Here is a 14232-nt window from a genome sequence, read left to right as displayed (position 1 = left end):
GCGCCTTGATCGATCAGCGTTACTTGCAGACCTTGATCTTCTTGATGACGAGGTTGCCGTAGTGGTCCCAGGTCTTGATCTTCTTGATGTGGCAGACCGGCTGGTAGTCGTAGCTGTAGTAGCCGGCCTGGGAGGGGGCGGCGAAGGAGAGGGCGGCGAAGGCGGCGATGACGGTGGAGAGAACGATCTTGCGCATGGCTGGGGTCCTTTGTGTCGGTTTCGGATGAGCCCGTCTCATCCAGTGACCCGACAATCGCACATGCTCCGCCCTCGCGCTGTCCCCTGCGGAACAGGCCACACGAAAGGGCTTTCGGCTTTGGCGCGATGGCCTATATTTCAGGACAGGGTCCGCTAAGAACCAGAGCCATGGAGACATGCGCATGAGCGAAGACGACGCCACGACGCCCGAAGACAGCAAACTGACCCGCACCAAGCGGGCCTGGGCGCGCGACGGCAAGTTCCTCACGGGCCGCATCAGCCGCCCGGAGACCGAGCGCCTGCCGCCCGGCCAGCATCTCGTCAAGAACTGGCCGGTGCTCGATCTCGGCGTCCAGCCGCAGATTCCGCTTTCCGCCTGGCGGCTCGACGTCACCGGCGCCGTGGAAAACCGCCTGTCGCTGAACTGGGATCAGTTCAACGCCCTGCCGACATCGACCTTCGTCTCAGACATGCATTGCGTGACGACGTGGTCGCGCTACGACAATCGCTGGCAGGGCGTGTCAACGCATGACCTGCTCGACCTCGCCATGCCGACCGAGAACGCCACCCACGTGCTGCTGACGAGCTTCGACGGTTATACGACCAATCTGCCGCTCGCCGATTTCGCCGCCGACGACGCCATCCTCGCCACCCATTGGGAGGGCGAACCGATCAGCACGGAACATGGCGGCCCCATGCGCCTCATCGTGCCGCATCTCTATCTCTGGAAGAGCGCCAAATGGCTGCGCGAAATCCAGTTCATCCCCGCCGACAAGGCCGGCTACTGGGAGCGCAACGGCTACCACATGCGCGGCGATCCGTGGCGCGAGGAGCGTTACTCGGACGACTGAGCCGAAGGCGGGAGATCAGGCGACGTCCACCCACCGCCGTTCGGCATGGCTCTCAGCCATCGCATGCACGGTCCGCTCGATGCGGATACCCTGCTCGAAGGTCAGCGCGGTGAAGGGCTGGCCGGCGATAGCGGCATGCAGCTCCCGGCATTCGATTATCTTCAACTCGTTGAAGCCGAGGCCATGGCCGGGCGCCGGAACGAACCGGTCGTAGGGCGCATGATGCGGCGCCGTCAGCACGGTGCGGAAACCCCGTTCCTCCGCGCGTCCGGCGTGCTGGTACAGCTGGAACTCGTTCATGCGCTCCTGATCGTAGAGGATCGCACCCGCCGAGCCATAGATCTGCACGGCGATGCGGCCCTTCCGGCCGAAGGCGGCGCGGTTCACCACCATCACACCGGGCACGCCGCCCGCAAGGCGCATCAGGATGCTCGCCATGTCGTGGTTTTCGACAGTGCGCCGGCCGCCATCCGCCGTCGGCCGGTCAGCATAGGGCTTGCCCATGTCGGCAATCACTGCCTCGACATCGCCGACCAGAACCTTGAGCAGCGACAGCGGATGCACGGCAAAATCGTCAAGCGCGCCATAGCCCGAGGATGCCTCGCTCTTCAGCGAGAAGAGATCCGCCGGGTCCGCCATGAAGTCCTCGTCCATCTCGACGCGGGCCTGCGTGACGGCGCCGATCGCCCCCTCGCGGATCAGCCGGCCCATATGGCGGATGACGGGGTTCTGGATGTAGTTGTAGCCGATGATGGCGACGCGCCCGCTGGCGCGCGCGGCCGCCAGCATGCGCTCGGCGTCCGCAAGCTTCGGCGCCATCGGCTTTTCGCACCAGACATGCTTGCCCGCTTCAAGGGCCGCAATGGCCATTTCCGCATGGAAGGCATTCGGCGTGGTGACGGAGACGACATCGACCTCGGGATCGGCGATCACCGCCCGCCAGTCACCCGTCGACTTCGCAAAGCCGAAGGCCCGCGCCCGTTCCGCCGCAAGCGCCGCGTCGCGCTCGGCCAGATGCATGAGACGCGGACGCGCCACCTCTCCGAAGACAGAAGCAACAGCATTCCAGGCAAGCGCATGGCACTTGCCCATGTAGCCGGTGCCGATCAGCCCGACGCCAAGCGGTTTCATGGGTTCCTCCTCCCCGATCATGGTCCGTTTCCACCGGGCCTCCCCGCCCGGCAGAAAAGGTTCGAAATGACTTACGGATTATCGCGCCTGTAGATCCAGTCATGGTCCGGATGGTTCTGGAAGCGCCATTTGCGCAGCGGCCCGGCCATCACGTTCAGGTAATACATTTCGTAGCCATGCGGCACGCCGCATGGGTGATGCCCCTTCGGCACCAGCACCAGATCGTGGTCGGCAACCGCCATCGTCTCGTCCAGCGACCCGTCCTCGGTAAAGACGCGCTGGAAGCCGAAGCCCTGCGCGGGGTTCAGTCGGTGGTAGTAGGTCTCCTCGAGATAGGTCATCTCGGGGAAATTGTCCTCGTCATGCCGGTGCGGCGGGTAGGACGACCAGTTTCCCGTGGGCGTGAAGACCTCCGTCACGAGCAGGCTGTCGGCCACATCGCGCTCTTCCATTGCGATGGCGTGGATGTAGCGCGTGTTGGCATCCTTGCCGCGTGTGGCAAGCGTGATGCCTTCCGGCCCGATCACCGCCGCCTCGCGGCCCGGCTTGCCCGGCGCGGTGCAGACCGCGAGCGTGCAGTCGGTGGTCGCAACCGCCGACCAATCGGCGCCGGCCGGCACGTAGATGCAATGCGGCGGAATACGCTCGAACACGTTCATCCGCTCGCCCCGCTCGCCGAAATCCTTGCCGCCAGCCGTAAACTCTGCCTTACCTTCAACGAGCACAAGGATGACCTCCGTCTCGCCGGTGACCTCCGCCGCACGCTCGCCGGCCCTGAGACGGTAAAGTCCGAAACCGACATAGCCCCAGCCGGCATCGGCCGGGGTCAGCGAATGCACCTTACCGGTGGTGCCCTTAGGTTTGCGCAAGAGATCGGCCATGGGTGTCTCCTTGAAAGGCATCTCCGGGTGACGGCTGGGCCGTTGCCGGTGGAACTTCAGTAAAGCAACGTGCGCGGTCCCGACCGCAACAGCGTCCCGTTCTCCGTCATGGTCTGGCTTGCCCGACCATCCATCGGCAAGCTCGGCGTCTGCGGCATGAATCCTCGGGTCGAGCCCGAGGATGACGGCGCCTGGTTATGCGCCACTCCCCCACCAGCGTCATCCCGGCCCCCGAGCCGGGATCCAGCAGCCGCGCGTCTGCGCGGCCGGGAGGACTTTTCAGACCAAAGACTTGGCCTTGCGGACGTACCCTCCCTCCGTCATGGCCGGGCTTGACCCGACCATCCACCTGCAAGCTCAGCGCTTGCAGCATGGATCCTCGGGTCGAGCCCGAGGATGACGGTTGAAAGGCTCACGCCCCCGTATCGAGCCCCGCCGACTTCGCAAAGGCCTTCAGCGACGTCAGCCCCAGGCTCTGGTACTCGAACGGATTGCGCACCGAGGGGTCCTGCTCGGCCTCGATGACCACCCAGCCCGAATAGCCGTGCTCGGCCGCGACCTTCAGCACCGGCTCGAAATCCACCGCGCCCTCGCTGTCGCCGGGAACCGTGAAGACGCCGCGACGCACGCCCTCGAGGAAGGAAAGCCCTTCGCTGCGCACCTGCTCGGCAATCGCGCCACGCACGTTCTTGGCGTGGATATGGCCGACGCGGCCCATGTGCTTGCGTGCGACACGCTCGGGATTGCCGCCACCGAACCAGCAATGGCCGGTGTCGAGCAGGAGCTTGGCGGCCGGGCCGGTGTTCGCCATCAGGCGGTCGATCTCGTCTTCGCTCTCGACGATTGTGCCCATGTGATGATGGTAGACGAGCGCGACGCCCTGCTCGGCCGCAAAGGCCGCCAGCGCCTCGACGCCGGCGCCGAAGGTAGCCCAGTCGGCTTCCGGCAGAACCGGACGGCGCGAAAGTGCCACATCGTCATTGCCGTGAATGGCGTTCGAGGTCTCGCAGACGATGATGACCTTCGAGCCCATGGCTTTGAGCAGATCGAGTGCCGGCTGCATGGCCTTCTTCTCGTCCTCGATGGAGTTCGTCAGAAGGTTCAGCGAATGCCAGCCGGAAACGTAGCGCAGGCCCCGCGGCTCCAGCACGGCCTTGAGTCCATCAGGGTCCTGCGGAAACTTGTGGCCCTTCTCGATGCCGTCGAAACCGATCTTGGCGGTCTCGTCCAGGCACTGGTCGAGGCTGATATGCGCGCCCAGCGTCTGGTCGTCATCGTTGGACCAGGCAATCGGATTGGTGCCGTAGAGGATCATGCTTCGTCTCTCGCTTTGACGGCGGCCTCGTAATGGGCGCGCGCTTCGTTGACCTGCGGCCGCACGGACACTTCCGGCACCGCGACATCCCACCAGTGGCCGCCGGCCGCGGTGGACGGATAGGGATCGGTATCGATGACGATGACCACGGGGCGTTCACCGCCGCGCGTGGCCGCCAGCGCCGCCTCCAGCTCGGCGATCGAGCTGACCTTGCGGGCCTCCGCGCCCATCGCCGCCGCATGGGCGGTAAAGTCGATGGCCGACGGGTTCACATGATGGGCGTGGTCGAGGAGATTGTTGAACTCCGCCCCGCCGGTCGCCATCTGCAGCCGGTTGATACAGCCATAGCCGCGGTTGTCGGTCAGGACGACCGTGATCTTGACGCCCATGGTGACGGCGGTCGCCAGCTCCGAATTCATCATCATATAGGAGCCGTCACCAATCATCACGATGACATCGCGATCCGGCTCTGCCATCTTGATGCCAAGGCCGCCGGCAATCTCGTAGCCCATGCAGGAATAGCCGTATTCCATGTGATAAGACATGGGCCGGCCAGCCTTCCACAACTTGTGCAACTCGCCCGGCATGGTGCCGGCCGCGCACATGACGACGGTGTTGTCGCTTGCCTGCCGCTGTACCGCGCCGATCACCTGCATGTCGGTCGGCAGCGCATTGCCGGCCTCCGGCGCATCGGTCACGGCGTCCGCATCGGCGAACCAGCCGCGCTTCAGGCTCTCGTCGGGCAATTCAAAGCAATGGTCGCCGAGCGCTGCGGACAGCTCTTCGAGCCCGATCCGCGCGTCGGAAACGAGCGGCAGCGCATTGTGCTTGAAGCCGTCATAGGGCTGTACGTTCAGCGACAGAAGCGTGCGATCCGTATTGCGGAACAGCGCCCAGGAGCCTGTGGTGAAATCCTGGAAGCGCGTGCCGACACCGAAGACGAGATCGGCGTCCGCACAGACCGCATTGGCGCTCGCCGCGCCCGTCACGCCCACGGGCCCGAGGTTCTGCGCGTGGTCCCACGGCAGGGCCGACTTGCCGGCCTGCGTCTCGACGACGGGAATGCCGTGCTTCTCGACGAAGGCCTTCAGCGTTTCCGTCGCGCCCGAATAATGCACGCCGCCACCGGCGACGATCACCGGCTTCTTCGCCGCCTTCAGCGCCGCGATGGCCGCCGCAAGCTCGTCGGCATCCGGGCGCGGACGACGCTGCGCCCAGACCTTCGGCGCAAAGAAACTTTCGGGATAATCATAGGCCTCGGCCTGCACATCCTGGCAGAAGGCGAGCGTCACCGGGCCGCATTCGGCGGGATCGGTCATCACCCGCAGCGCCCGCGGCAGCGCGGTCAGGAGCTGCTCGGGCCTGACAATCCGGTCGAAGTAGCGGCTGACGGGGCGGAAGCAATCGTTCGCCGTCACGGTGCCGTCCTGGAAATCCTCCACCTGCTGCAGCACGGGGTCCGGCGCGCGGTTGGCAAAGACGTCGCCGGGGATGAAGAGCACGGGGATACGGTTGACATGGGCAAGCGCCGCCGCCGTCACCATGTTGGTCGCGCCGGGGCCGATGGAGGAGGTCACCGCCATGGCGCGCCGCCGACCGAGCTGCTTGGAATAGGCAATCGCCGCATGGGCCATCGACTGCTCGTTATGGCCGCGATAGGTCGGCAGCGTGTCGCGGATGCCATGCAGCGCCTCGCCGATGCCGGCGACATTGCCATGGCCGAAGATGGCCCAGACACCAGCGATGAAGGGCTCGCCATCGGCATTCCTCTGGCTGGCGAGGTAACGGAACATCGCCTGCGCGGCGGTCAATCTCACGGTCTTCACTGCTGCCTCCCGATCTTTCTTTTCCGCAGCCTATTCGGCAGCGACTTTCGCGCCGGCGCGCGCTCTGTCCCACACGGCCACCAGCGCCTGATAGCGCTCGGCCATCTGCGCGACCGCGTCCTCGTCCGTCATCGTGCCGGCCAGCCAGGCGCGGGCCGCATCACCGAAGATCGTCCGGCCCACGGCAAAGCCTTTCACCAGATCGAAGCCCGCGGCAATGGCAAAGCTTTCCTCCAGCTGCTCGGCCGGCGCATCGAGACCCAGCACCACGATGCCGCGCGTATAGGGATCGTGGCGCGAAATCGCCGAACAGGCCTTTTCCCAGGCGGCATGCGAGGTCATCGGCTCCAGCTTCCACCAGTCGGGATAGACGCCGATTTCGTAGAAGCGCTCGATGATCGCGGCCACCGTGTCGTCACCGACCGGCCCGACCTTGGAAGGGATGACCTCCAGCAGCATTTCCAGCCGGTTGCGGCGGCAGGCGGCAAAAAGGCGCGTCACCGTCGCCTCCTGCTCGGCCTTCATTTCGGCCGTATCATCAGGATGATAGAAGCACAGCACCTTCACCACATGCTCGAGCGGCCATTCGTTGAGGCCTCCGAAATCCGTGCCGATCTCCGGCTCCAGCGTCAGGGGACGCGAACCGGGCCATTCCACCGGGCGACCGATCCAGAGCCCGCTGCCGGCCGCCTGATAGAGCGCGTCGCGCCCAAGACGCCCGTCGCAGAGAATGCCATAGCCCTGCCGGCCGCCGGCCACCGTCGTCGCGGCCTTGAGGCAGAGTTCCTTGAAGGCGCCGATCCGCTCGTGGGACACGCCGGCCTTGTCGGCCATCTCTTCGAGCTGCATGCGGTGGTCGAAGGCGAAGACGCGCATCTGAGGCCACTGCACCTTGCGGTTTGTCGCCCAGTGCACCTGTTCCAGATCCGCATCCTTGCGCAGCGCCTTGTTGCGAATGCCGGTGCGGAAGAAATATTGCAGCTCCTCCCAGCTCGGATAGGCCGGCGTGCAGCCGTGGCGGGAGACGGCGAAGGCGCCGCAGGCATTGGCGAATTTGAGGTTCGTCGGCCAGTCCTCGCCCGTCAGCCAGCCCTTCAGCAGGCCCGACATGAAGCCGTCACCGGCGCCGAGCACATTGAAGACTTCGATCGGGAAACCCTGCCCCGTCTGGCCCTCATCAAGGCTTTCGGGAACGGCACCCTCGAAGACGACGGCGCCCATCGGCCCGCGCTTGCACACCAGCGTGGCGCCGCTGACAGCCCGCACCGCCTTCAGCGCCGTGATCGTATCGGTCGAACCGCCTGCAATATGGAATTCCTCTTCCGTTCCGACGATGAGATCGAAGAGCGTCAGCGTCGATTGCAGCTTGGCGGTGACGGCGGCGGATTCGATAAAGCGGCTCTCGCCATCGCCGTGGCCGGCCAAGCCCCAGAGATTGGGGCGATAGTCAATGTCGAGCGCGGTCTTTGAGCCGCTCTCGCGCGCGAGACGCAAGGCCTTCAGAACGGCCGCTTCCGTTCGCGGATGCGACAGATGCGTGCCGGTTACGCAGACGGCGCGCGCCTCGGCAATGAAGGCGGGATCGATATCGTCTTCGCACAACGCCATGTCCGCGCAGTTCTCGCGGTAGAAGATCAACGGAAACTGGTGCTGGTCGCGAATGCCGAGCAAAACCAGCGCCGTTAGCCGTTCGGGATCGGTAACGACGCCGCGCACATCGACGCCTTCGCGCACCAACTGCTCGCGGATGAAGCGGCCCATATGCTCGTTGCCGACGCGGGTGATCAGCGCCGACTTCAACCCCAGCCGCGCCGTGCCGGCCGCGATATTGGTCGGCGAACCGCCAATGTATTTGTTGAAGGAGGCCATGTCCTCGAGCCGGCCACCGACCTGTGCGCCGTAGAGATCGACGGAGGATCGTCCGATCGTGATGAGGTCGAGCGATTTCAATGGTCTGCCTCCCCTGATGGCGATCGGGGCCGTTCCGGCCGTTGTGCCCAAGCTTCCGTGGAAGCCTCAGTGATCGCCAGAATGAGGTAGCAGCTTCTCCGCACGTCCGCAATGGAACGAAAATGCATTTATGGAATTTTTAGACTATTTATTCCAAATTTTGCCGAATGCCGGCGGGAAGGTCGACACAACAAAAAACCGGCGGGGAACCGCCGGTCAGATCACACCATCCATCCGCTCCACGCCGGCTGTCAGGCGACAGCACCCTCGCCATCGTTGAACGAAAACAGTCGCAGCCGCGAGGGCGCTGGAACGCGGATCGGTGAATCCATCACGGTCCGCACGGCGATCGCGAAATTGATCGCCTCCGTCATCTCATGCTCCGTTACCGGCTTGGGGATGACGCCGAGCGTGCCGGGCACGCCGCGCCCGAGTTGGGAAGGATTGGCGGTGATGTAGATCACCGTGACATTGTGCTCCTGGGCCAGCATACGGCCGATCTCGTGGCCCGTCGGACCGTCGCGAAGGTTGAGATCGACGAAAGCCACGTCTGCCTTGTCCGCAAGCCGGCGTGCCGCCGGCATGTCGGCTGCGATTCCCACGGGTTCGTTTCCGCTTTCCGCGACCAGATATTCGATTTCTGTCGCAACGATGAACTCATCCTCCACAATGAGAATCTTGCAGGCCATGTCACTGTCTCGCATGCTTTTACTTTCAACCGCGGCGCAGGCGCACCGTACTTCAGCGACCGGGCAGAGCCCCTCTCGGCGCTCCCAAATCCCGGCTAGAACGTCCGTCTCTCCCCTTTGTTCCATTCCAGACACGAAACTGCGAGCCGGACATGTGGAGCGTGACGGTCTTTTCCGTTCATTTGCTCGAAAGACTAGGTCAGTCCGCCTGCGCTGCAAGGCGGCGAGCGTGCGCTTCAGGGCCTTTCGAACCGACATCCGGACACACATACGTGATCGAAGATTGACTCTGCCGGAATTTCGAATAATGTGTGATGAAATTCAAAATTCGTCACACGTCATTCGAAAGTCCTTAACCGTCATGAACGCACTCGCCGAAGCCCATCAGGAGACCTCGCGACATCAGGAAAATGTCACACGCATTCTGGATGCCGCTGAGCGACTGTTTCGGCATTACGGCTACACGAAGACGACGGTTGCCGACATCGCCCGCGACCTCGGCATGTCCAGCGCCAATATCTACCGCTTTTTCGGCTCGAAGGTCGAAATCCATCAGGCCTTGGCGAGCCGCATGCTGGCCGCCCATTACGACCTCGTGTGCAACGCGGCCAGCCTCGATGCCACCGCCTCCGATCGCCTGCGCGCCTATGTGCTGAACCAATACAATATGACGGTCGAAACCATGCTGGACGAGCAGAAGGTCCATGAAATGGTGGTCATCGCCATGGAGCGGGACTGGAGCGTGATCGACGCCCATTTCGACCGGGTCAACGAGGTGCTGGCCGGGATCATCCGGGACGGAATCGCAGCCGGCGAATTTGCCGAGCAGGATGCCGATGCCGCCGCCCGCTGTTTCAGCGCATCCATCGTCACCCTTTGCCACCCCCAGGTGGTGGCCCAGTGTCTGGCCAAGACCAACCGGGCCACCGTCGATGAACTGATCGAATTTGCCATCAGGGCGCTGAAGGCCTGACCGGCAGAAGCCCCGCCACGTTTATGTCATGGCCGATTGAACCCCGGCCACACGCAATCAGGACAAGCCCGATGTTCGCACAAACCCGTCCTTTCCGCCGCAGCCGCCTTGCCGTCGGCATCCTGCTCGCGCTTTCCGCGGCCGTTCTTGCCGGCTGCACCGAGGAAAAGGCCGAAGCACCCGCCCCCGTCATCCGTCCGGTCAAGGTCGTGGAAGTCGCCGGCAGCGAGGGTGAGCGCAAGCTCGACTATTCCGGCCGCATCCGCGCCCGCAGCGAAATGGCCCTCGGCTTCCGCGTCCCCGGCAAGATCACCGAGCGTCCGGTCAATATCGGCGACCGGGTGAAGGCGGGCGACGTGCTCGCCCGGATCGACCCCACCGACTACCGGCTTTCCGTCGAGACGGCGAAGGCGAACCTTGCCGCCGCCGAACGGCAGGTCGAGACCGCCCAATCGGCCGAGCGCCGCGCCCGTGATCTCTTCAACAAGAACGTTGCCTCCAAGTCGCAGCTCGAGGAGGCGGAAAATGGCGTCAGCCAGGCCGCTTCCCTGCGCGACAGTGCGCGCTCCAGCCTTGCCCAGGCCGAAAATCAGGTGCGCTACACCGACCTGACGGCCGTCGAGGATGGGATTGTCACGGCGACGCAGGGCGAACAGGGCCTCGTCGTCGCCGCCGGCACGCCGGTCGTCACGGTCGCCCGCGACAGCGAGAAGGAAGTGCAGATCGCCGTTCCCGAAACGGAAGTCTCGGCCTTCACCGTCGGCAAGGACGTGACGGTCGGCCTGTGGTCGGACCGCGGTCTGCGGCTCAAGGGCAAGGTCCGCGAAGTCGCGGGCAGCGCAGACCCCACGTCCCGCACTTTCGACGTGCGCATCAGCCTGCCGGAAAACGATCGCGTGCTGCTCGGCATGACCGCCTTTGTCGAGACCACCGCGAATGAAGGCCAGGACTTCATCACCATTCCGCTGACGGCCCTTGCCGAAAAGGACAAGAAGCCGATCGTCTGGACGGTCGCCCGCGAAAGCGAGACGGTGCATGCGCGTCCCGTCGAAGTGGCCGAATTTGCCGACAAGGGCGTGCGCATCGCCTCCGGCCTCAAGCCCGGCGATCTCGTCGTGGCCGCCGGCACGCAGTTCATGAGCGAGAACCTGCAGGTCAAGCTGGATCCCGAGATCAGGGATGCCGCCGCCGCCACGCCGCCGGCCGATGCCACGGCAAGCATCCAGCGCTGAACCCAACGGACCCGGAACCTATCATGACCGCCCCTGTCGATCACAACAGCGCGGGCCCGAAGGGCTCGTTCAACCTCTCGCGCTGGGCCATCGGCCACCCCAGCATCGCCCGCTTCCTCTTCGCCCTCATGCTCATCGGCGGCATCTTCGGCCTCATGAACATGGGCCAAAAGGAAGATCCGGACTTCACCTTCCGCGTCATGGTGGTTCAGGCCGCCTGGCCCGGCGCCTCCATCGAGGAGATGCAGGACCAGGTGGTCAACAAGATCGAACGAAAGCTGCAGGAAACGCCGCATATCGACTGGGTGAAATCCTACACCCGCGCCGGCAGCGCCATCATTACCCTGCAGGTCAAGGGCGATACGAATGCCGAAGAGGTGGCCGATGCCTTCTATCAGGTCCGCAAGAAGGTCGGCGACATCCGCTCGGAACTGCCGAGCGACATGCTCGGTCCCTTCTTCAACGACGAGTTCGGCGATACGTTCATCACGCTCTATTCGCTGACGGGCGACGGGTTCAGCTATCCCGAACTGAAAAAATTCGCCCTCTCGGCCCGCGACATGCTGCTGACGACGCCCGGAATCGAGAAGGCTGTGATCCTCGGCGATCAGCCGCAGAAAATCTATATAGACATTTCCTCCAAGCTTCTGGCCGAGCGCGGACTGACGCTTGCCGACATACAATCGACCCTTGCCGGCCAGAACAGCGTGGACCCGGCCGGCGCCGTCGATACCGGCGAGCGTTCGGTGCGCATCTCCGTGGAAGGCAGCGTGGATGCGGTGGACGACATCCGCAATCTGCGTCTGCGCTCCGGCAACAATGTCACCCGCCTCGGCGATATCGCCACCGTTACCCCCGGCCTCGAAGATCCCTACCAGCGCAAGTTCCGTTTCAATGGCCAGGACAGCGTGCAGATCGGTGTCGTCATGGCCAAGGGCTTCAAGGTCACCGATGTCGGTACGGCCGTGGACGAAACCTTCGCGCGCTTCGAGCAGACGCTGCCGCACGGCGTCAAGGTCGACCAGATCTCCAACCAGCCGGAAGTGGTGCGCGAAGCGATCGGCGAATTCATGAAGGCGCTTGGCGAAGCGCTCGCCATCGTGCTCGTCGTCTCCTTCCTCTCCATCGGCTGGCGCTCCGGCCTCGTCATCGCCATTGCCATCCCGCTCGTGCTGGCCGGCACCTTCGCCGTCATGTACGAACTCGGCATCGACCTGCAGCGCATCTCGCTGGGCGCCCTCATCATCGCGCTCGGCCTGCTCGTCGATGACGCGATGATCGTTGTCGAACTCATGGAGCGCAAGCTGGAGGAAGGCCTCGTCAAGATCGAAGCGGCGAGCTTTGCCTATACCTCCACCGCCTTTCCGATGCTGACGGGCACGCTGATCACCACGGCGGGCTTCATTCCGGTCGGCTTTGCCGATTCCACCGCCGGCGAATATGTGCGCTCGCTCTTCTACGTGGTGGGTATCGCGCTGGTCATATCGTGGTTCGTGGCGGTCTATTTCACGCCCTGGCTCGGCTACATGATCCTCAAGCAGCGCGCCCATGCCGGCAGCCACCACGATGCCTTCGATACGCGCTTCTACCGGGGCCTGCGCGCCACGGTGGGCTGGGCCGTGCGCCACCGCATCATCGTCATCCTCTTGACCCTCGGCACCTTCGCCACCAGCCTCTGGTCGTTCCAGTTCATTCCGCAGAACTTCTTCCCGCAATCCTCGCGTCCGGAAATCCTTGTCGACATGTGGCTGCCGGAAGGCACGAGCATCAAGGAAGTGGAAAAGCAGGCAGCCGCCCTTGAATCGCGCATCATGGACGATCCGGACAAGAAGTTCATCGCCACCTATGTCGGCGAAGGCGCCCCGCGCTTCTTCCTGCCGCTCGACCAGCAGCTGCGCAATCCCAACTACGCCCAGCTCCTCGTCATGGCCAATGACGAACCGGCCCGCGAACGCCTGATCCTGAAGCTGCGTGACATCCTCGCCAAGGACTTCCCGACCGTACGCGGCAAGGTGGACCGCCTCTTCCTCGGGCCGCCGACCGGCTGGGCCGTGCAGATGCGCGTCATCGGCCCGGAACGCGACGAGGTGCGTCGCATCGCCGACGAGGTGAAGGCCCGCTTCCTCGCCAACCCGCAGCTCGGCGCCGTGCATGACGACTGGCTGGAGCCGGTGCCGGCCATGAAGCTGGTGGTGGATCAGGACCGCGCCCGCGCGCTCGGTGTCACCTCGCAGCGCCTGCGCCAGATGCTCCAGGCCTCCGTCAGCGGCGCGCCGCTCTCCGACTTCCGCGACGGCGAGGAAACCGTCTCGATCGTCGCCCGCGAACCGGATGCCAGCCGCAATCTCCTGACCTCGGTCAACTCCATCTACATCCCCACCGACTTCGGCGGCTTCGTGCCGTTGTCACAGATCGCCCGCGTCGTTCCCGTCATGGAGCAGGGCATCGAATGGCGGCGCGATCGCCTGCCGACCATCACGGTGCGCGCCACCCTGCCGGATGGCGTCCAGTCGAACGACGTATCGCTGAAGATGTATGCCGAGATGGCGGACCTGCGCGCCGCCCTTCCGACCGGCTACAAGGTCGAGATCCAGGGCGGGGCGGAAGACAGCGCCGAAAGCCAGAATTCGATCGCCGCCAAGGCGCCGATCATGCTGCTCATCATCGTGGTGCTCTTGATGGCGCAGCTCCAGCATTTCGGCAAATCCATGCTGGTTCTGGCGACCGGACCGCTCGGCATCATCGGCGCGGCTGCTGCGCTGCTGATCAGCGGCGCCCCCTTCGGCTTCGTCGCCATCCTCGGCGTCATCGCGCTGCTCGGAATCATCATCCGCAACTCGATCATCCTCATCGACCAGATCGACCAGGATATCGCCTCCGGCCATGAACGGATGGAAGCCATCGTCGGCGCGGCCGTGCGTCGTTTCCGCCCGATCGTGCTGACGGCGCTGACAGCAGTGCTCGCCCTCATCCCCATCTCGCGCGGCGTCTTCTGGGGCCCGCTCGCCTACGCCATGATGGGCGGTATCCTCGTCGCGACGGTCCTGACGATCCTCGTCCTTCCCGCTGCCTACGCCCTCTTCTTCGGCCGCGAGCCGAAGAAGAAGACGGATGCGCCCGATGGGGCCGAGAAAACCCTCGCGGAGGCCGAAGCTGCGAAGCTGCATCTGGCGGCGGAGTGAGCTG

At 64.4% G+C, this 14232-nt stretch carries 11 protein-coding genes; 4 read left to right on the top strand and 7 right to left on the bottom strand.

Annotated elements, in window-relative coordinates; genetic code table 11:
* Positions 1 to 19: 19 nt before the first annotated feature.
* Positions 20 to 196 (bottom strand): hypothetical protein, encoded by a 177-nt coding sequence (locus tag F3H41_RS21305; protein WP_188129468.1) that lies wholly within the window; start codon positions 194 to 196, stop codon positions 20 to 22.
* Between the two features lie 184 nt (positions 197 to 380).
* On the opposite strand from F3H41_RS21305, the gene F3H41_RS13860 reads away from it, so the two are divergent.
* Positions 381 to 1049 carry a sulfite oxidase-like oxidoreductase gene (locus F3H41_RS13860; protein ID WP_149739285.1) on the top strand — a complete coding sequence of 223 codons (669 nt, stop codon included), beginning with the start codon at positions 381 to 383 and terminating at the stop codon, positions 1047 to 1049.
* Positions 1050 to 1064: 15 nt separating this feature from the next.
* Here F3H41_RS13860 and F3H41_RS13855 read toward each other — a convergent pair whose 3' ends face one another.
* The 6 genes from F3H41_RS13855 to F3H41_RS21300 all read right to left on the bottom strand — a co-directional run bounded on the left by F3H41_RS13855 (position 1065) and on the right by F3H41_RS21300 (position 8967).
* Positions 1065 to 2180 carry a Gfo/Idh/MocA family oxidoreductase gene (locus F3H41_RS13855; RefSeq protein ID WP_149739284.1) on the bottom strand — a complete coding sequence of 372 codons (1116 nt, stop codon included), beginning with the start codon at positions 2178 to 2180 and terminating at the stop codon, positions 1065 to 1067.
* 71 nt (positions 2181 to 2251) lie between these two features.
* The gene (gene iolB, locus F3H41_RS13850) at positions 2252 to 3061 is read right to left on the bottom strand and encodes a 5-deoxy-glucuronate isomerase (RefSeq protein ID WP_149739283.1); all 810 of its coding nucleotides are present in this window, start codon (positions 3059 to 3061) and stop codon (positions 2252 to 2254) included.
* Between the two features lie 412 nt (positions 3062 to 3473).
* Positions 3474 to 4376 carry a myo-inosose-2 dehydratase gene (iolE, locus tag F3H41_RS13845; RefSeq protein ID WP_149739282.1) on the bottom strand — a complete coding sequence of 301 codons (903 nt, stop codon included), beginning with the start codon at positions 4374 to 4376 and terminating at the stop codon, positions 3474 to 3476.
* On the bottom strand, positions 4373 to 6202 hold the full coding sequence (iolD, locus tag F3H41_RS13840; RefSeq protein ID WP_149739281.1) for a 3D-(3,5/4)-trihydroxycyclohexane-1,2-dione acylhydrolase (decyclizing): 1830 nt from the start codon (positions 6200 to 6202) through the stop codon (positions 4373 to 4375). Before iolD ends, iolE begins: the two co-directional genes overlap by 4 nt.
* Before the next feature lie 30 nt (positions 6203 to 6232).
* Complete coding sequence (iolC, locus tag F3H41_RS13835; protein WP_149739280.1) at positions 6233 to 8152, bottom strand: 5-dehydro-2-deoxygluconokinase; 1920 nt, start codon at positions 8150 to 8152, stop codon at positions 6233 to 6235.
* 251 nt (positions 8153 to 8403) lie between these two features.
* Positions 8404 to 8967, bottom strand: a complete 564-nt coding sequence (locus tag F3H41_RS21300) for a response regulator (RefSeq protein ID WP_280177048.1) — start codon at positions 8965 to 8967, stop codon at positions 8404 to 8406.
* A 235-nt stretch (positions 8968 to 9202) separates the two neighbouring features.
* Between F3H41_RS21300 and F3H41_RS13825 the strand changes: the two genes are divergently transcribed.
* From F3H41_RS13825 to F3H41_RS13815, 3 genes are all read left to right on the top strand, one after another.
* On the top strand, positions 9203 to 9814 hold the full coding sequence (locus tag F3H41_RS13825; RefSeq protein ID WP_149739278.1) for a TetR family transcriptional regulator: 612 nt from the start codon (positions 9203 to 9205) through the stop codon (positions 9812 to 9814).
* A 71-nt stretch (positions 9815 to 9885) separates the two neighbouring features.
* A complete protein-coding gene (locus tag F3H41_RS13820; protein WP_149739277.1) occupies positions 9886 to 11046 on the top strand; it encodes an efflux RND transporter periplasmic adaptor subunit in 1161 nt (386 codons plus the stop codon).
* 23 nt (positions 11047 to 11069) lie between these two features.
* Complete coding sequence (locus F3H41_RS13815; RefSeq protein ID WP_149739276.1) at positions 11070 to 14228, top strand: efflux RND transporter permease subunit; 3159 nt, start codon at positions 11070 to 11072, stop codon at positions 14226 to 14228.
* Positions 14229 to 14232: the final 4 nt, after the last annotated feature.

Origin of the sequence: Rhizobium sp. RU20A (genome assembly GCF_900155885.1) — a bacterium.
Lineage (GTDB): Bacteria > Pseudomonadota > Alphaproteobacteria > Rhizobiales > Rhizobiaceae > RU20A.
The sequence above is the reverse complement of the archived record's forward strand: the minus strand, read 5'-3'. Positions and strand labels throughout refer to the sequence as shown.